A 23,877-nucleotide genomic window follows, 5' to 3' on the forward strand; every position below is an offset into this window, starting at 1 on the left:
GCATCGCCCCAGACGGCCAATTCGCCAGCTCCACAAGGGGGATCCGCTTCCCGTGACCGCACTTCGCCCGCTGCTGACCGCGGCCGCCGCCGCGGCCCTGCTCAGCGCCCTGTGCTTCGTCCCCTCCGCGAAGGCGGCCCCGGCGCCCGACGCGCGCCACCACACCTCCGCCGCGGCCCGGGCGACCGCCACCGAGGCCCGGCTCGCGGACACGGGCGGTGCCGACACGAGTGGCGCCGACACCACCCCGTACGTGGTGGGCGGCACGGCGTTCCTGGGGCTCGGGGCGGGTTTCGTGGCGTATTCGGTACGCCGGTCATGATGACGTCCGCTGCTGTACGGGAGCGCCCCGAAGGGGCGCGGGGAACTGCGCGACCAGCCACGATGAGGCCGCAGACACCCGACGGCCCGTCGGCGTGCTGCCCCTCCCCTCCGCCGGTCGGCCCCTGCGGACCAGGGGCCCCTCAGGCATGGAGCAGAGCCGACAGCTGAAGCCCCAACCCCCGCTTTCGTCCTACCTCTTGGGCCCGGCAGCGATCGATCGTACCGTTGTCGATCGGCCGTGCCGACCGTCGCGCCCAGGAGGCTCCCATGCCGGAGAAGGGCTTCGTACGCCGCGTAGGCCCCTTCCAGGCCACCGCCATCAACATGAGCCAGATGTGCGGCATCGGACCTTTCGTGACGATCCCGCTGATGGTCGCGGCGTTCGGCGGGCCGCAGGCGGTCACCGGGTTCGTCGCGGGCGCGCTGCTCGCGCTCGCGGACGGCCTGGTCTGGGCCGAGCTGAGCGCCGCCATGCCGGGCTCGGGCGGCAGCTACGTCTATCTGCGCCAGGCCTTCCAGTACCGCACCGGGCGGCTGATGCCGTTCCTGTTCGTGTGGACGGCGATGCTGTTCATCCCGGTGGGCATGTCCACGGGCATCGTGGGGTTCGTGCAGTACCTGGGCTACCTCGCGCCCGGCATGGGGCGGACGACGGGCGATCTGATCGGGCTCGGGGTGATCGCGCTCGTCATCGCGCTGCTGTGGCGCGGCATCGAGCACATCGCGCGGATCACGGCGGTGATGTGGGTCGTGATGGTCGCGTCGGTGGGCTGCGTGATCGTCGCCTCGCTCACGCACTTCGACGCCGACCTGGCGTTCACCTACCCGTCCGGCGCCTTCGAGCTGACCAGCGACCACTTCTGGATCGGCTTCGCGGGCGGCCTGACGATCGGCATCTACGACTACCTCGGCTACAACACGGCCGCCTACCTGGGCGCCGAGATCAAGGACCCGGGGCGCACCCTGCCCCGCGCGATCGTCTTCTCGATCCTCGGCATCATGACGATCTACCTGCTGCTCCAGATCGGCACGCTCGGCGTCATCGACTGGCACCGCATGACGGACCCCGACGACGTGGCCTCGACGTCCGTCGCGTCAGCCGTACTGGAGGAGACCTGGGGCAAGGGCGCGGCGGACGCGGTGACCGTGCTCATCCTGATCACCGCGTTCGCGTCCGTCTTCGCGGGGCTGCTCGGCGGCTCCCGGGTGCCCTACGACGCGGCCCGCGACCGCGTGTTCTTCCGGCCGTACGCGAAGCTGCACGCCCGGCACCGCTTCCCGGTGCTCGGCCTCGCGACGATGGGCGTGGTGACGTCCGGGGGCTTCCTGCTCGGCCGCCACACCGACCTCGCGACCCTGATCCAGCTCCTGACGGCCGTGATGGTCCTGGTGCAGGCGCTTGCCCAGATCCTCGCCCTGAGCGTGCTGCGCCGCCGCCAGCCGACGCTGCGCCGCCCCTACCGCATGTGGCTGTACCCGCTGCCGAGCCTCGTGGCGCTCGCGGGCTGGCTGGTCATCTACGGGTACGCCGACAAGAACGCGCCGGGCCGCCGCCCCATCGAGTGGTCGCTCGCCTGGGTCGCGCTCGGCTGCGTGGCGTTCGTGGTGTGGGCGCGCCGGGAGAAGGTGTGGCCGTACGGGCCGAAGGAGATCAGCGAGGACTTCCTGACGGCGAGCACGGCGGACACCACGGGCCCGGCGGACACGACAGGCCCGGTGGGCACCACGGGCCCCGCGGACACCACAGGCCCCGCTGACGACGACCCGGCTCCGGGCGAACCGGAGCCGGTGCCGAAGCCGTGATCAGGCCAGCGGACCCGTGACCTGCTCCGCGGCGGTGACGAGCTCGCCGCCGCGGACGAACTTCTCCGCCGCCGCCAGGTCCGGCGCGAGGAAGCGGTCCGGGCCCGGGCCCTCGACGCCCGCCTTGCGGACGGCCTCGATGACGGCGCGGCTCGCGGGGGCGGGGGTGAGGCCCTTGCGCAGCTCGACGGCGCGCGTGGCGGCGTACAGCTCGACGGCGAGGATCCGGGCGAGGTTGTCGACGGCCGTACGCAGCTTGCGCGCGGCCGACCAGCCCATGGAGACGTGGTCCTCCTGCATGGCGGAGGACGGGATCGAGTCGGCGGAGGCCGGGACGGCGAGCCGCTTCATCTCGCTGACCAGGGCGGCCTGCGTGTACTGGGCGATCATCAGGCCGGAGTCGACACCGGCGTCGTCGGCGAGGAACGGCGGCAGGCCGTGCGAACGGTTCTTGTCGAGGAGCCGGTCGGTGCGCCGCTCGGCGATGGAGCCGAGGTCGGCGGCGGCGACGGCGAGGAAGTCCAGGACGTACGCGACGGGCGCGCCGTGGAAGTTGCCGTTGGACTCCACGCGTCCGTCCGGCAGGACGACCGGGTTGTCGACGGCGGCGGCCAGCTCGCGCTCGGCCACGGTGCGGGCGTGCGCGAGGGTGTCCCGGCCCGCGCCCGCGACCTGCGGGGCGCACCGCACCGAGTACGCGTCCTGGACGCGCGGCGCGTCGTCCTGGTGGTGCCCGGTCAGGCCCGAACCGGCGAGGACGGCCAGCATGTTGGCCGCCGCGGCCGCCTGCCCCGGGTGCGGGCGGATGGCGTGCAGCTCGGGCGCGAGGACCTTCTCCGTGCCGAGCAGGGCCTCCAGGGAGAGCGCGGCGGTGATGTCGGCGGACTTGTACAGGACGTCCAGGTCGGCGAGGGCCATCACCAGCATGCCGAGCATGCCGTCGGTGCCGTTGAGCAGCGCGAGGCCCTCCTTCTCGCGCAGCTCGACCGGGGCGATGCCGTGCTCGGCGAGCAGCTCGGCGGCGGGCCGCACCGTCCCGTCCGGGCCCTCGGCGTCGCCCTCGCCCATCAGGGTCAGGGCGCAGTGGCTGAGCGGGGCGAGGTCGCCGGAGCAGCCCAGGGAGCCGTACTCGTGGACGACCGGGGTGATGCCCGCGTTCAGGACGTCGGCCATGGTCTGCGCGACCTGCGGGCGCACCCCGGTGTGGCCGGAGCAGACCGTCTTCAGGCGCAGGAACATCAGCGCCCGCACGACCTCGCGCTCCACGCGCGGGCCCATGCCCGCCGCGTGCGAGCGGACGATGTTCCGCTGGAGCTGGGCGCGCAGGTCGTGGTCGATGTGCCGACTGGCGAGGGCGCCGAAGCCGGTGGAGACGCCGTAGACCGGCTCCGGTTTGGCGGCGAGGGCGTCGACGATCTCCCGGGCCGCGGTGAGGGCGACGACGGCGTCGTCGCCGAGCTCGATGCGGGCGTTTCGGCGGGCGACGGCCACGACGTCCGCGGCGGTGGTGCCGGACGTCCCTACGACGACAGTCTGCATATCCATATTCAGGAGCGTACGCATTGAAACTCCCCGTGTCACTGGGGAACTCCGCACGGTTCCCTGCGGACGACCGCAGGGTTCCCCGGGGGAACACCGCAGGACAGGGGGAACACCACAGGAGGGGTGCGCCCCGGCCCCGCGCGGGTCAGCGGCCGCGGAAGCGGCGTCGCTCGCCGTGCGCGGGGGTCGCCGCCTCGTCCGCGAGGCGCACCACGGGGTCGTCCGCGCCCTCGCGGCCCGCGACCACCGGCTTCAGCGCCCGCGCGCCCTTGGCCCGGTACTGCGCCGCGTCCGCGAGCCGGAACAGGCGCCGGGCCGACCGCACCGGACCGATCGGGTCCCCCGTCGACGCGACCCCGCAGGCGACCCCCTCGCCCAGCTCCAACTCGTACGCCCGCAGGCACAGTTCGTCGGCGACCCGCACCACCTCGTCCGAGGAGGGGCCGACCGACAGGAGGCAGAACTCGTCGCCGCCGAGCCGGGCCGCGAGGGCCCCCGGCAACATCGCCCCGCACAGCGAGAGCAGCGAGCCGAAGCGCTCCAGGAGCCGGTCGCCGACCGCGTGCCCGAGCTGGTCGTTGACCTGCTTGAGCCCGTTCACGTCGCAGACGACGAGGCTGACGACGACACCCTCGACCCGGTGCCGCGCCACGGCCTCGTCGAGCCGTACGTCGACCGCGCGCCGGTTGGCGAGGCCGGTGAGGGAGTCCGTGAAGGCGAGGCGCCGGGCCTCCTCCAGGCGCTCGGTCTGGGCGATCCCGGCGGCGACCACGGCCGCGAGGACGGTGGCGAAGTCCGCGTCGGTCCGGTCGAAGACCGGCGCGCCCACCGGCCGCGCCACGTACAGCTCGCCCCAGGCGCGCCCGCGCAGGACGATCGGGGCCACCACGCAGCAGCCGCGCCCGCGCCTGCGCAGCGCGGCGACCCGCTGGTGGCAGTAGCCCGCGCGCTCGCCGCCCTCGGGCCCCTGCGCGGTCTCCACCCAGGCGTGCGGCTCGCCACCGCCCGCCCAGCGCTCGTGCAGGAACTCGGTGATCTCCGGGAACTGGTGGACGGGGTAGGCCTCGCCCTCGGGGAACTCCTCCTCCCCCGCGGCCAGCTCCCCGACGTTGGCGAGGACGCGCAGGCGCCCGCGCTCGCGCTCCCACACGGACAGCGCGGCGAAGCTCCCGTCCAGGGCCCGCCGGGCGCCCTGGGCGGCCGCGCGCCAGGACCCGCGCGGGGTGTGCGCGGCGGCCATGCCCTGCGCGAGCGCCACGACGGCGCGCAACCGAGCGTTGCTTCCCATCACTCCAGGTTACGGACAATCTGGGCAAAGGGAGACACGGGGGCCGGGCCCCGGGGCCCCTCTACGCTTCGCCGGATTGCCTCGATGGGCTGTCGGGCGGCTGCGGCGTCATCGTGGCTGGTCGCGCAGTTCCCCGCGCCCCTTCGGGGCACGAGCCCCCGGGGCGCTAGCCCCCGGACGGTCCTACTCCCCGGGCCACTCCGGCTTCCGCTTCTCGTTGAACGCTGCCACGCCCTCCGCCCGGTCCCCGGAGAACGCCACCGATCGCCAGGCCGCGTCCTCCACCTCCAGGCCCGCGCGCAGGTCGAGCCCGTGGCCGAGGCGCAGCGCGCGCTTGGCGGCGCGCAGCCCGACGGGCGAGTTCGCGGCGATGCGGGCGGCGAGCGCCAGGGCCTCGTCGCGGTCCTCGCCCTCGCCCGCCACCAGGTCGACGAGCCCGAGCTCCTTGGCCTCCGCCGCCTCGACGCGGCGCGCCGAGAAGATCAGCTCGGCGGCCCGCGCGGCGCCCACGCGCCGGGGCAGCAGCTGGGTGCCGCCACCGCCGGGCAGCACGCCCACGGACACCTCGGGCAGGCCGACGACGGCCGTCGGGTCCGCGACGATGACGTCGCAGGACAGCGCGAGCTCGAAGCCGCCGCCGAGGGCGTAGCCGTGCACGGCGGCGACGGTGGGCATCGGCAGGTCGAGCACCCCGGTGTACGCGGCCCGGCTGACGGGCCGCTGGCGCACCAGCTCCGCGTCGGTGAGGGAGTTGCGCTCCTTGAGGTCGGCGCCCACGCAGAACGCGCGCTCGTGCGTGGAGGTCAGCACCACCACGCGCACGTCCCGGTCCGCGCCGAGCGCGTCGCAGGCCTCGCTGATGGAGCGGGCCATGGCGCTGGACACGGCGTTCATGGCCTTGGGCCGGTCAAGCGCGAGTTCCGCCACGTGCCCGTGTCGGCGTACCCCCACGAACTCCCCGAACCGCAGCTCACCCATGACCCCTCCAACTCCCGGTTAACGGCCGTTACCCCGCGATCATGTCAGCAGGACCGCGCCTTGGGTACCCGTCCCCGGGCGGGCGTCAGCCCCTGCGGGTGAGCAGCCAGGGCTCGACGATGCCGAGGCCGCGGACCGGCCGCTGCCACATCGGCTGGAGCGCGAAGCGGTACCCGGGCGGCTCCTCGCCGTCCTCCTCGGCGCGCTCGGCGAGCGCCGCGGCCTCCGTCTCGGACGCGGGGGCCTCCCCGGTGCGGGTCAGCTCCTCGGCGAGGGCCCCGTCGACGAGCACGGCGTCCCGGGGCGCTATCGAGGTGAGGCGGCTCGCGAGGTTCACGGTGGTGCCGAACACGTCGCCCATGCGGGTCGTCACCGTGCCGAAGGCGATGCCGACGCGCAGCTCGGGCATGGTCTCGTCGTTCGCCATGGTCTCGATGAGCCGCAGCGCGATCTCGGCCGCGATCCCGGCGTCGTCGGCGGCGAAGAGGACCTCGTCGCCGAGGGTCTTGATGAGCCGTCCGCCGTGCGCGGCGACCAGGTCGGCGGCCGTCGTCTCGAACGCCTCGACCAGCTCGCCGAGTTCCTCCTCCTCCATGCGCCGCGTCAGGCGCGTGAAGCCGACGAGGTCGGCGAAGCCGACGGCGAGCCGCCGGTCGACCATCTCCTCGTCGTCGGCCGCCTGGACGACCCGGCCCGTGGCCGCGGCGAGCTGCCGCCGCCACACATAGATGAGGAACTCCTCCAGCTCGGGCAGCAGCAGTTCGACGAGCGGATACGTGACTTCCGTACGGGTCATGCCCGGCTCGGGCGGCTCGGTGAGGCCCTCCAGGAACGAGTCGATCTGCCACTCCGCGAGCCGGGCGGTGGTCTGCCCGGTGGACCGCGCCACCTGCACCGCCATCGCCTCGCTCAGCAGGCCCGCCTCGACGAGGCCCGCGAGGCGGCGCAGCGCCAGCACGTCGGCCTCGGTGAGGGCCTTGGCCTGGCCGATGTCGGGGAAGCCCATGGCCCGCCAGAAGCGGGACGCCAGCTCCATGGAGACGCCCGCGCTGCGGGCCGCCTGGAAGGGGGTGTAGCGCCGGTCGGCCCCGAGGATCAGCTGCTCCAGGCGCAGCGCCAGGGGGTCCTTGTCGTCGTCCGGGTCATCCGGCTTGCCTGGGTTCGCCGTGCGGTCGAGGGCCGCCGCCAGGTCCGGCTCCGCCGGGCGGTAGGAGTCGTCCGGCTTGTCGTCCTGGGCGCCCGCCGCGCGGGGCTCACCGTCGGGGGCTGGGTGTGCGCCCTGGCCGGAGCCGGTGTCGTCGACGGTCACGCCTGCTGCCCTTCCGATCTGCCACGGTCAGATATCGACCGGCGCCAACTTTACGGCAGGTGTGCCCCAGCTCACTCCCGACTCGGCTCCCTGGGGGCTCGGCCCCCCTGGGGGCCGAGCCGGAGATCTTTCAGCCCGTCCGGCGTTTGAGGACGAGGCGCGGAGCGCCGATACGGGGGTCCAAGGGGCGGAGCCCCCGGTCAGCCGGTGCCCCGCACGTGGACCACGTCCCCCGCCGCGATGGGCTGCCGCACCCCGGCCCCCGTAGCCAGGACCAGCCGCCCGTCCCCATCCACCGCCACGGCCTCGCCAGAGACCGCGCGCCCGCCGGGCAGCTCCGCCCGCACCGCGCGCCCGAGCGTCGCGCAGCCCGCCGCGTAGGCCTCCTGGAGCCCGCAGGCCGCCGGGTCGCCCCCGGCCCCGCGCCAGTCCCCGTACCAGCGCTCCAAGCTGCGCAGGACGGCCCGCAGGAGGGGGTCGCGGTCGGTGCTCACGGCGCCCGCGAGGGCGAGGGAGCCCGCGTGCGGCACGGGGAGCTCGGCCGCGCGCAGGGTGACGTTGACGCCGATGCCGACGACGACCCCGGTGGCGCCCGCGCGTTCGGCGAGGATGCCACCGGCCTTGCGCTCGTCCCCGTCGACGGTCACGAGCAGGTCGTTGGGCCACTTCAGCGCGGTGTCGACCCCGGCGGAGCGGGCCAGGCCGGTGGCGACGGCGACGCCGGTGAGCAGCGGCAGCCAGCCCCACCGCTCGACGGGCACCTCGTCCGGCTTGAGCAGGACGGAGAAGAACAGGCCCGAGCGCGCGGGCGCGGTCCAGCGCCGGTCCAGGCGGCCGCGCGCCGCGCTCTGCGCCTCGGCGACGAGCACGGCGCCCTCGGGCAGCTCGTCGGCGCGGGCGGCCAGGTCGCTGTTGGTGGAGCCGGTGGACGCCACCACGTCCAGGGAGCGGTAGAGCCCGCCGTCGCGGACGAGCGCGCGGCGCAGCGCGGCCCCGTTGAGGGGCGGGCGGTCCAGGTCGCTCCAGCGGTTCCCGGTGTTCTCTGGGTCATTCGACGGCGTCATGCAAGCCACCCTAGGTGTGGTAAACGCCGCACTGCACAGGCGTATCCGCGCCGATACGCTACGAGTCAGTAGCCAGCGCCGTAAGCCCCTCACCGTCCCCTTTGAGCAGGCAGGGAGCCGCGTCCCGATGTCCGAGCCGCACGAGCCCAAGCAGCCCTCCGCGCAGCCCCAGGAGCCTCAGGAGTCCCCGGAGCCCCCCAAGGGCGATCCCGGCGCCGACATCCACACGACCGCCGGGAAGCTGGCCGACCTGCGGCGCCGCATCGACGAGGCGAAGCACGCCGGTTCGGCGCGCGCGGTCGAGAAGCAGCACGCCAAGGGGAAGTTGACGGCGCGCGAGCGGATCGAGCTGCTGCTCGACGAGGGCTCGTTCGTGGAGCTGGACGAGTTCGCCCGGCACCGCTCCACCGACTTCGGCATGGAGCACAACCGCCCGTACGGGGACGGCGTGGTGACCGGCTACGGCACGGTCGACGGCCGCCCGGTCGCCGTCTTCTCGCAGGACTTCACGGTCCTCGGCGGCTCGCTCGGCGAGGTCTTCGGCCAGAAGATCATGAAGGTGATGGACTTCGCCCTGAAGACGGGCTGTCCGGTCGTCGGGATCAACGACTCGGGCGGCGCCCGCATCCAGGAGGGCGTGATGGCCCTCGGGATGTACGGCGAGATCTTCCGCCGCAACACGCACGCGTCCGGGGTGATCCCGCAGATCAGCCTCGTCGTCGGGCCGTGCGCGGGCGGCGCCGTGTACTCCCCGGCGATCACCGACTTCACGGTGATGGTCGACCAGACCTCGCACATGTTCATCACGGGCCCGGACGTCATCAAGACGGTCACCGGCGAGGACGTCGGCTTCGAGGAGCTGGGCGGCGCCCGCACGCACAACGCGACCTCCGGCGTGGCGCACCACATGGCGGGCGACGAGAAGGACGCGATCGAGTACGTCAAGTCGCTGCTCTCGTACCTGCCGTCGAACAACCTCAGCGAGCCCCCGGCCTTCCCCGAGGAGGCGGACCTGGAGGCGACCGACGAGGACCGCGAGCTCGACGTGCTCGTGCCCGACAGCGCCAACCAGCCGTACGACATGCACACGGTCATCGAGCACGTCCTGGACGACGGGGACTTCTTCGAGACGCAGCCGCTGTTCGCGCCGAACATCCTCACCGGCTTCGGGCGCGTCGAGGGCCACCCGGTGGGCATCGTCGCCAACCAGCCGATGCAGTTCGCGGGCTGCCTCGACATCGACGCGAGCGAGAAGGCCGCGCGCTTCGTGCGCACCTGCGACGCGTTCAACGTGCCCGTCCTGACCTTCGTGGACGTGCCGGGCTTCCTGCCCGGCGTCGGCCAGGAGCACGAGGGCATCATCCGCCGCGGCGCCAAGCTGATCTACGCGTACGCGGAGGCGACGGTCCCGCTGATCACCGTGATCACGCGCAAGGCCTTCGGCGGCGCGTACGACGTGATGGGCTCCAAGCACCTGGGCGCGGACCTGAACCTGGCCTGGCCGACCGCGCAGATCGCCGTGATGGGCGCGCAGGGCGCGGTGAACATCCTGCACCGCCGCACCATCGCCGCGGCCGGGGACGAGGCCGCCCAGGAGGAGACCCGGGCGCGGCTCATCCAGGAGTACGAGGACACGCTCCTGAACCCGTACACGGCCGCCGAGCGCGGCTATGTGGACGCGGTGATCATGCCCTCCGAGACCCGCTCGCACCTCGTGCGCGGCCTGCGCCAGCTGCGCACCAAGCGGGAGTCCCTGCCCCCGAAGAAGCACGGCAACATCCCGCTGTAGCCGAGCCGCACACGTCCGTGACCCGTCCCCCGAGGAGTCCCTTCGTGATCAAGGTCGTACGGGGCAACCCGACCCCCGAGGAGCTGGCCGCCGCCCTGGCGGTGGTCCAGGCGCGCGCCGCGGCGGCCGCGCAGGTGCCGTCCGGCGCGCCCCGCACCCCGGACGCCTGGGCGGACCCGGCCCGCGTGGCCCGGGAGCGCCTTCCGCAGCCGGGCCCCGCGTCCTGGGGCCGCACGTACTGGCCCGTGTGACGGGCCCGGTGGGGGGCGCGGCCCGCACCCCCCACCACGGCGGTTCAGCGCCCGAGCACGGACCCGAACCGCTTGTTCTGGTACGTCAGGCCGAACGCCCTCTCGCTGAGCGCGTACGCCCCCGCGGTGCCGATGCCGCCCTTCGTGCCGCGCAGCACCCAGGCGGAGCCGTCGTTCCACCGCGCGCCGGGGAACACGTCCTCGCCGGACGCGGCGACGACCACCTCGGCCCTGCCGTCGCCGCTGGTGTCCCGCACCTGGACCGCGGAGCCGAAGCGGTCGTCGTCCTCGGCCACGCCCGGCACGCCCGGCGTGTCCTGGCCGAGGCTCTGTGCGCCGGTGCCGGTGAGGCCGGTGGCCGAGCCCTTGAGCACGTACACGGCGCCGGTGGCGTTCCTGCCGTCCGCGCCCTCGCCCGGGGTGCCGACCGCCACGTCGGCGTAGCCGTCGCCGTCGACGTCGCCGACTGAGGCGCTCGCGCCGAACGCGTCGCCCTCCTCGCCCTCGTCCGGCACGCCGGGGCTGTTCTGGTCCAGGACCGTCGCGCCGCCGCTGCCGGGGCCTCGCCCGCCGCCGTAGTAGACGCCGACCGCACCGCCGTCGGCGGCGGCCTTGTCGGTGATCACTACGTCGTCGTAGCCGTCCTTGTTCACGTCGCCGGAGCCTTCGAGGCCGGTGCGGGTCGCGGGCAGCGCGGCGGGCGGGCGCGTGAACGTGACGCCGGTGCGGCCGCCCTTCCAGTAGCCGACCCAGCCGTCGAGGACGTCGCCCTCCGCGTTCGCGATGCCGGAGGCGAGCAGGTCGTCGTCGCCGTCGCCGTCGTAGTCCCCGGCCTCCAGGCGCTCCACGAGGCGGAAGGCGTCGTCGCCGTGGAGGTGCAGGCGCTGCTGCTTCGGGGCCCGGGTCCGGGTGAAGCCGTCGCCGGAGAGGCTGACCGCGCCCCAGTAGGAGTGCGTGGCCACGTGCTGCTTGCCGTCGCCGTCGAAGTCGCCGACGACCACGGACCCGCCGTAGTGCACGTCGAGGCCCGCGCGCGGCGAGGTCATGCTCAGACCGCCGTGGACGAGCCCGCCGCGGCCGCCCCACAGCACGGTGATGAGGCCGCGCTGGTCGTTCTCGCCCGGCACCCCGACGACCAGGTCCGCGTACCCGTCGCCGTCCAGGTCCCCGGTGTCGTACGCGGCGCCGAAGCCATCGCGCTCCTCCGGCGCCCCCGGCACCTTCGCCGACGCCTGGCTGATCAGCTGCCTGCGCCCGCCCGCGACGCCGTCGGCGGAGCCGTACAGGACGGCGACGTGCCCGGCCTTCTTGACGCCGTTCACGGTCGCGTCGGGGGTGGCGAGGACCACGTCGCCGTAGCCGTCGCCGTTGAAGTCGGCGGCGCCCTTCGCGGCGGGCGTGGCCGCGGCCGGGCCCGCGAGCGGGACGACGAGGCCCCCGGTGGCCACGGCCGCCGTCGCCACCGCCATCACGACCTTGGTGCGCAGTGCGCGCATATCAGAACGCTCCCCTCCCAGACGACCAACGCGTAGTTGACACCGGACACCGGCGCGGGGTTGTACGGGTGAACGAACGATCTGCGGAACTTAGGTACGCGTACTCAGGCGCGCACCCGCCCCGGCGCGCACCATCGGAGCCATGCTGTGGTCCGACCCGGAGAACGACCCCCCCAAGGACATGCGGGACATGCAGGCGAAGATGCGCCGCGCGGGCGTGCTCCTGGCGGTGGCCATGCTCCTCGCGATGCTGATCCTGGGGATCGTCTGAGCGAGCGGGCCCCCGCGTCGACCCACCGGACAGGCCCTAGGCTGACCGCATGAGTGATCAGCCCACCCGCCGTCTCGTCCTCGCCTCCCAGTCCCCCGCCCGCCTCGGCCTGCTGCGCCAGGCAGGGCTCGCCCCCGAGGTGGTCGTCAGCGGGGTCGACGAGGACGCGGTCACCGCCCCCACCCCGGCCGAGCTCGCCAAGGCCCTGGCCGGGGCGAAGGCGTCGGTGGTCGCCGCGCGGCCGGACGTCAAGGGCGCCCTGGTCATCGGCTGCGACTCGGTCCTCGAGCTGGACGGCCAGGCCCTCGGCAAGCCCGCCGACGCCGAGGAGGCCACCGCCCGCTGGAAGGCGATGCGCGGCCGCGCGGGCGTCCTGCAGACCGGGCACTGCGTGTACGACACGGCCTCGGGCCGACACGTCGCCGCCACCGCCTCGACGGTGGTCCGCTTCGGCGAGCCCTCGGACGAGGAGATCGCGGCGTACGTGGCGAGCGGCGAACCGCTGTACGTGGCGGGCGCGTTCACCCTCGACGGCCGCTCGGCCCCGTTCATCGACGGCATCGACGGCGACCACGGCAACGTGATCGGCCTCTCCCTGCCGCTCCTTCGCCGCCTCCTGGCCGAACTGGGCGTGGGCATCACCCAGTTGTGGGCCGACTAAGCGGTCTTGTGGAAGTGTGGTGCGGTTCGGCAGCGCCCCGAAGGGGCGCGGGGCTGTGCTGATATGCGGCTCCGCCGCGAAGGGGGTCCCCCCTGTTCGAGCGAAGCCGAGAACTTGGGGGAGCGACCAGCCACGACGGACCCGCAGGCGATCGACGGCCCATCGCGGCAATTCCAGCGAAGCGCTTAGCGCGCGGCCGCCAGGGCCCGGCCCTCGTGGCGGTCGTAGGCCATCAGCGTCAGCACGACGAGGCCAAGGACCAGCATCGTGAACGCGAACGCGAGCCAGCCCACCAGGCCCACCGCGAACGCGCCGAGCAGCGCGTGCACCACGGCCGCGCTGATCAGCACGGCGTGCCCGAACCCGCCCGGCGCGCGGTCGAGCACGGCGGTGCGCGCCAGCAGGAAGCCGCACAGCGCGAGATAGAGCCCGAGGACGGCGCCCGCGAGCCACGTCGCCACGGTCATGGCGTGCGGGTCGAGCCCGGCGAGGGACATCTTCTGCTTGTCGACGACCAGGCCGAGGAACCAGTTGAGGAACGCGATCCCGGCCGCCTCCGCCCACAGCACGACCGCGCCCGCCCACGCCACTGGTCTGCGCGCCACGGCACTCCACCCACCTTCCACCGACCGCTGTTACCGCAAGTACGTACGAGCCATCGGGCACGCTACTAACGGGTAAACCCGGGGACAAGAGCCGTGCCGGAGGCAAAGATTCATTGGGCCATTCGTAGGGACTCCACAAAGAAAGCTCCGATGCCGCAGCGCGCCCTCACAGAGACCTTGAGCACACCGGAGGGCTACGCTGCCGGGAAGGGACCCTGCGTACCACGGTGCGACAAGGGATTTCGGGGGTCTGGCGCGCCTCGGATCACGCTCCGTGTGGGCAAGCTCACCAATGGGGACGGGTCGAAAGGGCGTGTCGGCAGTCCCTAAACTCGGCTTGTTTCAAGGAGGGAGCCATCGTGCGCAAGGTGCTCATCGCCAACCGTGGCGAAATCGCTGTCCGGGTCGCCCGGGCGTGCCGGGATGCGGGGATCGCGAGCGTCGCCGTCTACGCGGACCCCGACCGGGACGCGCTGCATGTGCGGGCCGCAGACGAGGCGTTCGCCCTCGGCGGTGACACCCCGGCGACCAGTTATCTGGACATGGCGAAGGTGCTCGCCGCCGCCAAGGACTCCGGGGCGGACGCCGTCCACCCCGGCTACGGCTTCCTCTCCGAGAACGCCGAGTTCGCGCAGGCCGTCCTGGACGCGGGCCTCACCTGGATCGGCCCGCCGCCGCAGGCGATCCGGGACCTGGGGGACAAGGTCGCCGCCCGGCACATCGCGCAGCGCGCGGGCGCCCCGCTGGTCGCGGGCACCCCGGACCCGGTCTCGGGCGCCGACGAGGTCGTCGCGTTCGCCGAGGAGCACGGCCTGCCCATCGCCATCAAGGCGGCGTTCGGCGGCGGCGGCCGCGGCCTGAAGGTCGCCCGCACCCTCGAAGAGGTGCCGGAGCTGTACGACTCCGCGGTGCGCGAGGCGGTCGCCGCCTTCGGCCGCGGCGAGTGCTTCGTGGAGCGCTACCTGGACAAGCCGCGCCACGTCGAGACCCAGTGCCTCGCCGACCAGCACGGCAACGTGGTCGTGGTCTCCACCCGTGACTGCTCGCTCCAGCGCCGCCACCAGAAGCTGGTGGAGGAGGCCCCGGCGCCGTTCCTCTCCGACGCCCAGGTCGAGGAGCTGTACAGCGCGTCGAAGGCCATCCTCAAGGAGGCCGGGTACGTGGGCGCGGGTACCGTCGAGTTCCTCGTCGGCGCCGACGGCACGATCTCCTTCCTGGAGGTCAACACCCGCCTCCAGGTGGAGCACCCGGTCACCGAGGAGGTCGCCGGGATCGACCTGGTCCGCGAGATGTTCCGCATCGCCGACGGCGAGGAGCTCGGCTACGGCGACCCCGAACTGCGCGGCCATTCCTTCGAGTTCCGCATCAACGGCGAGGACCCGGGCCGGGGCTTCCTGCCCGCCCCCGGCACCGTCACCAAGTTCGCGGCCCCCTCGGGCCCCGGCGTCCGCCTGGACGCGGGCGTCGAGTCCGGCTCGGTCATCGGCCCGGCCTGGGACTCGCTGCTCGCCAAGCTGATCGTCACCGGGCGCACCCGCAAGGAGGCCCTGGAGCGGGCCGCCCGCGCGCTGGCCGAGTTCGAGGTCGAGGGCATGGCCACCGCCATCCCGTTCCACCGCAAGGTGGTCGCCGACCCGGCGTTCGCGCCCGAACTGACCGGCTCCGACGAGCCGTTCACGGTCTTCACCCGGTGGATCGAGACCGAGTTCGTCAACGACATCCCGCCGTTCGCCCCCGTGGGCGGCGACGCCGAGGAGGAGGACGGCGACCGCGAGACGATCGTCGTCGAGGTCGGCGGCAAGCGCCTGGAGGTCTCCCTGCCCGCGGGCATGGGCATGTCCCTCGCGCGGACGGGCCTTTCGGCGGGCGCCAAGCCGAAGCGCCGCGCGGCCAAGAAGTCGGGCCCGGCGGCGTCCGGCGACACCCTGGCCTCGCCGATGCAGGGCACGATCGTCAAGGTCGCGGTCGAGGAGGGCCAAGAGGTCAAGGAGGGCGACCTCATCGTGGTCCTGGAGGCCATGAAGATGGAGCAGCCCCTCAACGCCCACCGCTCCGGCACCGTCAAGGGCCTCCAGGCCGAGGTGGGCGCGAGCCTCACCTCGGGCGCGGCCATCTGCGAGATCAAGGACTGACCTTCCCGGCGCGGGCCCCCGGGCCCGCGCCACCGCCTGGCGCCCACCCGCCCCTTCTGGGGCCGGTGGGCGTTAGGCTTTCCGCCCGTCCGGCGACCGAGGAGGCCGTATGCGCGCCGATGCCCAGCGCAACCACCAGCGCCTCCTGAAGGAGGCCCGCTCCGCCTTCGCGGAGCACGGGACGGACACCTCCCTCGAAGACGTCGCCCGCCGCGCGGGCGTGGGCATCGGCACCCTGTACCGGCACTTCCCCAACCGGCACGCCCTGATGAGCGCCGTGTTCGAGGAGGCGGTCAGCGACCTGCTGAGCCGCTCGCGGGAGCTGCTCGGCGCCCCGCAGCCCTGTGCGGCCCTCGTGGCGTGGCTGCGCGCCCTGGTCGCGCACGCGAGCGAGTACCGGGGGCTCGCGCGGGCCCTGATGTCGGTGTCGCGGGACGACAGCACCCCGCTGGGGCGGTGCAGCCGCCCCATGCGGGAGGCGGGCGCGGCCCTCCTCGCCCGCGCCCAGGCGGCGGGCGCGGTGCGCGACGGCGTGTCCATCGAGGACCTGCTCCAGCTGACGAACGCGATCGCCCTGGCCGCCGAGGAGTCCCCCGACGACCCGGAGCTCGCCGACCGTCTGCTCACCCTGACCCTGCGCGGCCTCAAGGCCCACCCCGCGGGCTGATCCGGCGCCTGGGGGCGGGGCGCGGAGCGCGCCCCGCCCCCAGGCCTACCGCCGCCGGAGGTCGGCCACCCGCGCCGCCCGCTCCCCGGGCTGCTGGTCGCCCAGGACCGCCGCACTGCGCAGCTGCGGCCCCTGGCCCCCGTGCCCCCGCCGCTGACCGGGCAGCGGCACGTCCCTGCGGGGCTGGCGGCCCGTGGGCACGGAGTCGACCCCCGGACCCTGACCGGGGCCCGCCGCCCCACCGGCCACGGCGATCTGCACGCCCTGGTCCGCCAGGGCCTGCAACTCGGTGGCCGCGCGGTCGTCGTGGGCGGGCGGTTCGTCGGTGACGAGTCGGGTGATGACGTCCGTCGGCACGGTCTGGAACATCGTGTCCGTGCCGAGTTTGGTGTGGTCGGCGAGGACGACGACCTCGGCCGCCGCCTGGACGAGCGCGCGGTCCACGCTCGCGGACAGCATGTTCGACGTGGACAGGCCGCGCTCGGCGGTCAGGCCACTGCCGGACAGGAAGGCGCGCGAGACCCTGAGCCCCTGGAGGGACTGCTCGGCACCACTGCCCACCAGGGCGTAGTTGGTGCCGCGCAGGGTGCCGCCGGTCATGACGACTTCCACTCTGTTGGCGTGGGCCAGGGCCTGGGCCACGAGCAGGGAGTTGGTGACCACGGTCAGGCCGGGTACCCGCGCGAGCCGGCGGGCCAGCTCCTGCGTGGTCGTACCCGCCCCGACGACGATGGCCTCGCCCTCTTCGACGAGACCCGCCGCGAGATCGGCGATGGCCGTCTTCTCGGCGGACGCGAGATGCGATTTCTGCGGAAAGCCGGACTCCCGCGTGAATCCGCCCGGCAATACCGCACCGCCATGCCGGCGGTCGAGGAGTCCTTCTGCCTCCAGCGCGCGCACGTCCCGCCGTACGGTCACTTCGGAGGTCTGGACGACGCGGGCGAGCTCACGGAGCGACACAGCCCCGTTGGCCCGCACCATTTCGAGGATCAATTGGCGACGTTCTGCAGCGAACACGAAACTGACAGTAACCCCAACGACCGTCTGCTTTCAGCAGTTTGCGCCGAATTACAGAAGTTGTACGCACGACAGGGGTGGGAGTGGTATAGGGGTACTCTGCGCGCCTATGCCGGACGCATGGACGGCAACAGGCTGTGACCTGCGGAGAGTTGATTCCGGCCGCCGGAGGGATCACTTCCGGCGGCCGCGCGCGGCACCCGGGGACGCCGGAATCAGGCCTCGCCGCTCGTCTTCCGCGTGTGCAGCTGCCGGGCCACCTCGGCGATCGACCCCGAAAGCGAGGGGTACACGGTGAAGGCGTTAGCGATCTGCTCCACCGTCAGATTGTTGTCGACCGCGATCGAGATGGGGTGGATCAGTTCCGAAGCGCGCGGCGCGACGATCACACCGCCGACCACGATCCCCGTGCCGGGGCGGCAGAAGATCTTGACGAAGCCGTCCCGGATGCCCTGCATCTTCGCGCGCGGGTTGCGCAGCAGGGGCAGCTTGACCACCCGGGCGTCGATCTTGCCCGCGTCGACGTCGGCCTGGGTGTAGCCGACGGTGGCGATCTCCGGGTCGGTGAAGACGTTCGACGAGACGGTCTTCAGGTTCAGCGGGGTCACCGCGTCGCCCAGGAAGTGGTACATCGCGATGCGGCCCTGCATGGCGGCCACGGAGGCGAGGGCGAAGATGCCGGTGACGTCACCGGCCGCGTACACACCGGGGGCGGAGGTCCTGGACACCCGGTCGGTCCAGATGTGCCCGGAGTCCTTCAGCTTGACCCCGGCCTCCTCCAGGCCCATGCCGCTGCTGTTGGGGATGGCGCCGACGGCCATCAGGCAGTGCGTGCCGGAGATGACGCGCCCGTCGGCGAGGGTGACCTCCACGCGGTCGCCCACGCGCTTGGCGGAGGCGGCGCGGGTACGCCCCATCACGTTCATCCCGCGGCGGCGGAAGACGTCCTCCAGGACGGCGGCGGCGTCCGGGTCCTCGCCCGGCAGCACGCGGTCGCGCGACGACACGAGGGTCACCTTGGACCCGAGCGCCTGGTAGGCACCGGCGAACTCGGCACCGGTGACGCCGGAGCCGACCACGATGAGCTCCTCGGGCAGCTCGTCGAGGTCGTACACCTGCGTCCAGTTCAGGATGCGCTCGCCGTCCGGCTGCGCGTCCGGCAGCTCGCGCGGGTGGCCTCCGGTGGCGATGAGCACGGCGTCGGCGGTGAGCCGCTCCTCGGACCCGTCGGCGGCGCGCACGACGACGGTCCGCGACCCGTCCATGGCCTGCTGGCCCTCCAGGCGCCCGCGGCCGCGCAGCACGCGCGCGCCCGCCCGCGTCACGGAGGCGGTGATGTCGTGCGACTGCGCGAGCGCGAGCCGCTTCACCCGCCGGTTGACCTTGCCGAGGTCCACGCCCACGACACGCGCGGCCTGGTCGATGTGCGGGGTGTCGTCCTCGACGATGATCCCGAGCTCTTCATACGACGAGTCGAAGGTGGTCATCACCTCGGCCGTGGCGATCAGGGTCTTCGACGGCACGCAGTCGGTGAGCACCGACGCCCCGCCCAGACCGTCGCAGTCGACGACGGTCACCTCCGCGCCGAGCTGGGCCGCGACCAGCGCCGCCTCGTATCCGCCGGGTCCGCCACCAATGATCACGATCCGAGTCACGTACTCCATTCTCCCGCACCCACCCCCACCCCGTTGACCCGGGGCCGATTCCCCCACGAGACGCCCACCGATCAGCCGCACCCAACCAAGCCCGTCCGGCGCTTGAGGACAAGCGCGCAGCGCGACAATCAAGCCCGTCCAGCGGACGAGCACGCAGCGCAACCATCAAGCCCGTCCGGCGCTTGAGGACAAGCGCGCAGCGCGACAATCAAGCCCGTCCGGCGCTTGAGGACGAGCGCGCAGCGCGAACACCCCCGCACCCAAGAACACCCCCGAACCCCCAGGAATGCCGGGAATGGGGGCGCAGCCCCCAGAACGGCAACCGCGTAGGGCGCCCCCGCCAGAAACCCGTACTCTCGACGACATGTCGCTCTACGCCGCGTACGCCGGCAATCTCGACGCGCGGCTCATGACGCGCCGCGCCCCGCACTCGCCGCTGCGCGCGACCGGCTGGCTGAACGGCTGGCGGCTGACGTTCGGGGGCGAGCACATGGGCTGGGAGGGCGCACTGGCCACGATCGTGGAGGCCCCGCGCTCCCAGGTCTTCGTCGCCCTGTACGACGTGGCGCCGATGGACGAGGACTCCATGGACCGCTGGGAGGGCGTCGGCCTCGACATCTACCGGCGCATGCGGGTGCGGATCCACACCCTGGAGGGCGAGGAGCCCGCGTGGGTCTACGTCCTGAACGGCTACGAGGGCGGCCTGCCGTCGGCGCGCTACCTCGGCGAGCTGGCCGACGCCGCCGAGTCCGCGGGCGCCCCCCACGACTACGTGATGGAACTGCGCAAACGCCCCTGCTGACCCGCTCCGACACAAGCCGGGCGATCAGCTTGTCGGAAACGACAAAGCAACGATCCCATTCCCGTGAGCCTCGTCATCTACGCGCGTAGGGCGTAAGCGGCTACCCTCGTCGGCGTGAACGCTTCAGTTATTCCGGACGACATCCAGGGCGACCCGTACGCCGCCGCCGACGCCGCCGCCACGCGCCTGCGTGAGCTGACGGGCGCCGAGACCCACGACGTCGCCCTCGTGATGGGCTCCGGCTGGGCCCCGGCCGTCGACGCGCTCGGCGCCCCCGAGGCCGAGTTCCCGGTCACCGAGCTGCCCGGCTTCCCGCCGCCCGCCGTCGCGGGCCACGGCGGCAAGATCCGCTCCTTCAAGGTCGGCGACAAGCGCGTCCTGGTCTTCCTGGGCCGCACGCACTACTACGAGGGCCGGGGCGTCGCCGCGGTCGCGCACGGCGTGCGCACCGCCGTCGCCGCGGGCTGCAAGACCATCGTGCTGACCAACGGCTGCGGCGGTCTGCGCGAGGGCATGCGCCCGGGCCAGCCGGTCCTGATCAGCGATCACCTGAACCTCACGGCGACGTCCCCGATCGTCGGCGCGAACTTCGTGGACCTCACGGACCTGTACTCGCCGCGCCTGCGCGCGCTGTGCAAGGAGGTCGACCCGACCCTCGAAGAGGGCGTGTACGCGCAGTTCCCCGGCCCGCACTACGAGACGCCCGCCGAGATCCGCATGGCCCGCACCATCGGGGCGGACCTCGTCGGCATGTCCACCGTCCTCGAGGCCATCGCGGCGCGCGAGGCCGGGGCCGAGGTGCTCGGCATCTCCCTGGTCACCAACCTCGCCGCGGGCATGACGGGCGAGCCCCTCAACCACGAGGAGGTCCTCCAGGCGGGCCGCGACTCGGCGACCCGCATGGGCGAGCTGCTCGGCAAGGTCCTCGACCGCCTCTGACCGCGCCGCCCCCAGGTGTACGACCCCCCTCACGGAGAGGCTGACCACACGTGCAGGACCACCAGGAGCACGACGTACTCATCGCCCGGGCCCGGACGTGGCTCGACGAGGACCCGGACGCGGACACCCGCGAGGAGCTGACGAAGCTCATCGCGGGGGCTGCGGACGGCGCGGACGTCCTGGCCGACCTCGCGGCCCGCTTCGCCGGCACGCTCCAGTTCGGCACGGCCGGGCTGCGCGGCGAGCTGGGCGCGGGCCCGATGCGGATGAACCGCTCCGTGGTGATCCGCGCCGCCGCGGGTCTGGCCGCGTACCTGAAGGGCAAGGGCCACGCCGGCGGCCTGGTCGTCATCGGCTACGACGCCCGCCACAAGTCGGCGGACTTCGCGCGGGACACGGCGGCCGTGATGACCGGGGCGGGGCTGCGCGCCGCCGTCCTGCCCCGGCCGCTGCCGACGCCGGTCCTCGCCTTCGCCATACGGCACCTGGGCGCCGTCGCGGGCGTGGAGGTCACGGCCAGTCACAACCCGCCGCGCGACAACGGCTACAAGGTCTACCTGGGCGACGGCTCGCAGATCGTGCCGCCCGCCGACGGGGAGATCGCGGCGGAGATCGACGCGGTGGCGAGCCTGCACGACGTGGCGCGCCCGGAGTCCGGCTGGGAGGTCCTCGGCGAGGAGGTCCTCCAGGCGTATCTGGCGCGTACGGACGCGGTCCTGTCCCCAGGCTCGGCCCGGACCGCCCGGACCGTCTACACGGCCATGCACGGCGTCGGCAAGGACACGCTCCTCGCCGCCTTCGCGCGGGCAGGCTTCCCCGAGCCGGTGCTCGTGGCCGCGCAGGCCGAGGCCGACCCGGACTTCCCGACGGTGGCGTTCCCGAACCCGGAGGAGCCGGGCGCGATGGACCTGGCGTTCGCCGCGGCCCGCGAGGCACGGCCCGACCTGGTGATCGCCAACGACCCGGACGCGGACCGCTGCGCGGTGGCCGTGCCCACCGACGCCGAGCGCACCGCCTGGCGCATGCTGCGCGGCGACGAGGTGGGCGCGCTGCTCGCGGCGCATCTGGTGCGGCGCGGCGCCGAGGGCGTCTTCGCCGAGTCGATCGTGTCGTCGTCGCTGCTCGGCCGGATCGCGGAGAAGGCGGGCCTCGGCTACGAGGAGACCCTCACGGGCTTCAAGTGGATCGCCCGCGTCGAGGGCCTGCGGTACGGCTACGAGGAGGCGCTCGGCTACTGCGTCGACCCCGAGGGCGTCCGCGACAAGGACGGCATCACGGCGGCGCTCCTGATCACCGAGCTGGCCTCGGAGCTGAAGGAGGAGGGCCGCACGCTGCTCGACCTCCTCGACGACCTGGCGCTCGCCCACGGGCTGCACGCCACCGACCAGCTGTCGGTGCGCGTGGAGGACCTGTCGCTGATCGCGGCCGCGATGCGGCGCCTGCGCGAGCACCCGCCGGTGCGCCTCGCCGGGCTCGCGGTGACGCGCGCGGAGGACCTGACCGAGGGCTCCGCGCAGCTGCCGCCCACGGACGGGCTGCGCTACACCCTCGACGGGGCGCGCGTGATCGTGCGCCCGAGCGGCACCGAGCCGAAGCTGAAGTGCTATCTGGAGGTCGTGGTGCCGGTCGCGGACCGCCCCGGCCTGCCCGCGGCCCACGCGCGGGCCGCGGAGCTCCTGGCCGCCCTGAAGCGGGACTTCGCGGAGGCGGCCGGAATCTGAGCCCCGGGGCTCCACCCGTACGGGTGGTTCCGCGCGGCAACTGACGCAGCGTGCAGGTGCGCCGCCGGTCAACCCAGGAAGGGTCCGACCGGTAGCGCACCTTCTCGTTTGTCACGCTCCGGGAGCCCGAGTGCCGTACGGACCCCACGCCCCCCTGCCCGGCCGCACCGCCGACGCGCCGTCCCGTGTGCCCGCCTCGCGCCGCTCCCGCACCACCGTGCGGCTGCCGCCCGGCCCGCGCGCCCGGGCGGCCGCCGCGCTGCGGCACGCGGCTCCGGCGCTCCTGGGGTACGCGGCGGTGCGGGTCTGCGGTCTGCTGGTGTTCGCCCTCTGGGCGCGCCGCGAGCACCGCGGCGTCTGGCACCTGCTCGCCGAGTCCTGGGACTGCGACTGGTACTTGAAGATCGCCGAGCACGGCTACGCGGACACGCTCGGCCATACCTTCGACGCGAACAACCTGGCGTTCTTCCCGCTGTACCCGCTGCTGATCCGGGCGGGCGAGCACCTGGTGCCCGCGCCGCGCGGCGCGGTGGGCCTGGCGATCGCGTGCGCGGCCTCGTTCCTCGCGGCCTGGGGGATCTTCAAGGTCGGCGACCGGCTGCACGGGCGGCGGACCGGGGTGCTGCTCGTGCTGCTGTGGGCGTGCCTGCCGGTGGCCCTCGTGCAGTGGATGGGCTACACGGAATCCCTGTTCACGGCGTTCGTGGCGTGGTGCCTGTACGCGGTCCTCACCGGGCGCTGGGTGGCGGCGGGAGCCCTTGCCGCGCTCGCGGGCCTGACCCGGCCGACGGGGATCGCGCTCGCCGCCGCGGTGACCGTGACGGCCCTGCTCGCGCTGCGCCGCCGCTTCTCCGCGGCCGCGCTCGCGGGCGCCGTCCTCGCGCCCCTCGGCTGGCTCGCGTACGTCGGCTGGGTGGGGGTCAGGCTCGGCCGCTGGGACGGCTACTTCGCGGTGCAGAAGTGGTGGCACAACGAGTGGGACGGCGGCGTCGGCACGCTGCGCTGGGTGAAGAGCCTGTTCGTCGTGGAGCGGCCGCAGCTGTTCCTGGTGATGGTGACGCTGGTGCTGTGCGGCGCGCTGGTGCTGTTCGCGATGTCGGTGGCGGGGCGCGAACAGCCGCTGCCGCTGCTGGTGTTCACGGGCCTGCTGCTCGCGATCGTGCTCGGTTCCCGCGGGGTGTACTTCCCCCGGGCACGGTTCCTGATGCCGGGCTTTCCGCTGCTGCTCCCGGTGGCGCTGGCGCTCGCCCGGGCCCGGGCGCGGGTGGTGGTGCCGGTGCTCACCGGCGCGGCCCTGACGTCGGCGGCCTTCGGCGGGCACATGCTCCTGGTGTGGCTGGGCCCGCCGTGAGGCGCGCGGCAGGGCTTGGGGCCTGAGGGGGCGCGCGACCGGGCCCGGGGCCTGAAGGGGGCGCGCGGCCCGGCCCGGGGGCGCACCCGGGCGCATGGGTGCCCACTGCATCCCGGCCTCGGCCGTGCTGAATCCGGTCCGGTTCCCCGGGAGTCGGCGCCCGTCCGGCCCCTCGGCGGCCGCGGGCGGACGACGATGCCGCACTATGGAAG

21 protein-coding genes are annotated in these 23,877 nt (G+C 73.7%); 12 read left to right on the forward strand and 9 right to left on the reverse strand.

Annotated features, from left to right (window positions below; genetic code table 11):
- The first annotated feature begins 52 nt into the window (after positions 1-52).
- Both ACIG3E_RS01340 and ACIG3E_RS01345 read left to right on the forward strand, forming a co-directional pair.
- A complete protein-coding gene (locus ACIG3E_RS01340) occupies positions 53-322 on the forward strand; it encodes a hypothetical protein (protein ID WP_399609805.1) in 270 nt (89 codons plus the stop codon).
- Positions 323-591: 269 nt separating this feature from the next.
- A complete protein-coding gene (locus tag ACIG3E_RS01345; RefSeq protein WP_399609807.1) occupies positions 592-2,127 on the forward strand; it encodes an APC family permease in 1,536 nt (511 codons plus the stop codon).
- Here ACIG3E_RS01345 and hutH read toward each other — a convergent pair whose 3' ends face one another.
- The 5 genes from hutH to ACIG3E_RS01370 form a co-directional block, all read right to left on the reverse strand.
- Positions 2,128-3,666, reverse strand: coding sequence for a histidine ammonia-lyase (gene hutH, locus ACIG3E_RS01350; protein WP_399610735.1), 1,539 nt, complete (start codon positions 3,664-3,666; stop codon positions 2,128-2,130).
- 148 nt (positions 3,667-3,814) lie between these two features.
- Positions 3,815-4,957, reverse strand: a complete 1,143-nt coding sequence (locus ACIG3E_RS01355; RefSeq protein ID WP_399609809.1) for a diguanylate cyclase domain-containing protein — start codon at positions 4,955-4,957, stop codon at positions 3,815-3,817.
- Between the two features lie 183 nt (positions 4,958-5,140).
- Positions 5,141-5,935 (reverse strand): enoyl-CoA hydratase/isomerase family protein, encoded by a 795-nt coding sequence (locus ACIG3E_RS01360; RefSeq protein ID WP_399609811.1) that lies wholly within the window; start codon positions 5,933-5,935, stop codon positions 5,141-5,143.
- A gap of 85 nt (positions 5,936-6,020) precedes the next feature.
- Positions 6,021-7,244, reverse strand: coding sequence for an adenylate/guanylate cyclase domain-containing protein (locus ACIG3E_RS01365; protein ID WP_399609813.1), 1,224 nt, complete (start codon positions 7,242-7,244; stop codon positions 6,021-6,023).
- Positions 7,245-7,444: 200 nt separating this feature from the next.
- Positions 7,445-8,308 carry a biotin--[acetyl-CoA-carboxylase] ligase gene (locus ACIG3E_RS01370; RefSeq protein WP_399609815.1) on the reverse strand — a complete coding sequence of 288 codons (864 nt, stop codon included), beginning with the start codon at positions 8,306-8,308 and terminating at the stop codon, positions 7,445-7,447.
- Positions 8,309-8,435: 127 nt separating this feature from the next.
- Here ACIG3E_RS01370 and ACIG3E_RS01375 point away from each other — a divergent pair, with 127 nt between their 5' ends.
- Entirely contained in the window at positions 8,436-10,097 is a 1,662-nt protein-coding gene (locus tag ACIG3E_RS01375; protein ID WP_399609817.1) for an acyl-CoA carboxylase subunit beta, read from the forward strand.
- Between the two features lie 44 nt (positions 10,098-10,141).
- Positions 10,142-10,348 carry an acyl-CoA carboxylase epsilon subunit gene (locus ACIG3E_RS01380; protein WP_399609819.1) on the forward strand — a complete coding sequence of 69 codons (207 nt, stop codon included), beginning with the start codon at positions 10,142-10,144 and terminating at the stop codon, positions 10,346-10,348.
- A 44-nt stretch (positions 10,349-10,392) separates the two neighbouring features.
- Here ACIG3E_RS01380 and ACIG3E_RS01385 read toward each other — a convergent pair whose 3' ends face one another.
- Positions 10,393-11,844, reverse strand: a complete 1,452-nt coding sequence (locus tag ACIG3E_RS01385; protein ID WP_399609821.1) for an FG-GAP repeat protein — start codon at positions 11,842-11,844, stop codon at positions 10,393-10,395.
- Between the two features lie 142 nt (positions 11,845-11,986).
- Here ACIG3E_RS01385 and mmpB point away from each other — a divergent pair, with 142 nt between their 5' ends.
- Positions 11,987-12,115 (forward strand): morphogenic membrane protein MmpB, encoded by a 129-nt coding sequence (gene mmpB / locus ACIG3E_RS01390; protein ID WP_399609823.1) that lies wholly within the window; start codon positions 11,987-11,989, stop codon positions 12,113-12,115.
- 49 nt (positions 12,116-12,164) lie between these two features.
- The gene (locus tag ACIG3E_RS01395; protein WP_399609825.1) at positions 12,165-12,776 is read left to right on the forward strand and encodes a nucleoside triphosphate pyrophosphatase; all 612 of its coding nucleotides are present in this window, start codon (positions 12,165-12,167) and stop codon (positions 12,774-12,776) included.
- Positions 12,777-12,961: 185 nt separating this feature from the next.
- Here the strand turns inward: ACIG3E_RS01395 and ACIG3E_RS01400 are convergent, their stop codons facing one another.
- Positions 12,962-13,381: a hypothetical protein gene (locus ACIG3E_RS01400; protein ID WP_399609827.1), complete on the reverse strand. Its 420-nt coding sequence runs from the start codon at positions 13,379-13,381 to the stop codon at positions 12,962-12,964.
- A 359-nt stretch (positions 13,382-13,740) separates the two neighbouring features.
- Between ACIG3E_RS01400 and ACIG3E_RS01405 the strand changes: the two genes are divergently transcribed.
- Together ACIG3E_RS01405 and ACIG3E_RS01410 are read left to right on the forward strand one after the other, a co-directional pair.
- The gene (locus tag ACIG3E_RS01405; RefSeq protein WP_399609829.1) at positions 13,741-15,513 is read left to right on the forward strand and encodes an acetyl/propionyl/methylcrotonyl-CoA carboxylase subunit alpha; all 1,773 of its coding nucleotides are present in this window, start codon (positions 13,741-13,743) and stop codon (positions 15,511-15,513) included.
- A gap of 109 nt (positions 15,514-15,622) precedes the next feature.
- Positions 15,623-16,180 (forward strand): TetR/AcrR family transcriptional regulator, encoded by a 558-nt coding sequence (locus tag ACIG3E_RS01410; protein WP_399609831.1) that lies wholly within the window; start codon positions 15,623-15,625, stop codon positions 16,178-16,180.
- Between the two features lie 45 nt (positions 16,181-16,225).
- Here ACIG3E_RS01410 and ACIG3E_RS01415 read toward each other — a convergent pair whose 3' ends face one another.
- Together ACIG3E_RS01415 and ACIG3E_RS01420 are read right to left on the reverse strand one after the other, a co-directional pair.
- Positions 16,226-17,161: a DeoR/GlpR family DNA-binding transcription regulator gene (locus tag ACIG3E_RS01415; protein ID WP_399610737.1), complete on the reverse strand. Its 936-nt coding sequence runs from the start codon at positions 17,159-17,161 to the stop codon at positions 16,226-16,228.
- Positions 17,162-17,412: 251 nt separating this feature from the next.
- Positions 17,413-18,861, reverse strand: a complete 1,449-nt coding sequence (locus tag ACIG3E_RS01420; protein ID WP_172383421.1) for an NAD(P)H-quinone dehydrogenase — start codon at positions 18,859-18,861, stop codon at positions 17,413-17,415.
- Positions 18,862-19,216: 355 nt separating this feature from the next.
- On the opposite strand from ACIG3E_RS01420, the gene ACIG3E_RS01425 reads away from it, so the two are divergent.
- From ACIG3E_RS01425 to ACIG3E_RS01440, 4 genes are all read left to right on the forward strand, one after another.
- On the forward strand, positions 19,217-19,654 hold the full coding sequence (locus tag ACIG3E_RS01425; RefSeq protein ID WP_138961494.1) for a gamma-glutamylcyclotransferase: 438 nt from the start codon (positions 19,217-19,219) through the stop codon (positions 19,652-19,654).
- Positions 19,655-19,768: 114 nt separating this feature from the next.
- Positions 19,769-20,593 (forward strand): purine-nucleoside phosphorylase, encoded by an 825-nt coding sequence (locus ACIG3E_RS01430; protein WP_138961493.1) that lies wholly within the window; start codon positions 19,769-19,771, stop codon positions 20,591-20,593.
- A gap of 50 nt (positions 20,594-20,643) precedes the next feature.
- Positions 20,644-22,314, forward strand: a complete 1,671-nt coding sequence (locus ACIG3E_RS01435) for a phospho-sugar mutase (protein WP_399609835.1) — start codon at positions 20,644-20,646, stop codon at positions 22,312-22,314.
- A gap of 130 nt (positions 22,315-22,444) precedes the next feature.
- On the forward strand, positions 22,445-23,665 hold the full coding sequence (locus ACIG3E_RS01440; RefSeq protein ID WP_399609837.1) for a glycosyltransferase family 39 protein: 1,221 nt from the start codon (positions 22,445-22,447) through the stop codon (positions 23,663-23,665).
- Positions 23,666-23,877 lie beyond the last annotated feature (212 nt).

It is taken from the genome of Streptomyces sp. NPDC053474 (assembly GCF_044544845.1).
Classification (GTDB): Bacteria; Actinomycetota; Actinomycetes; order Streptomycetales; family Streptomycetaceae; genus Streptomyces.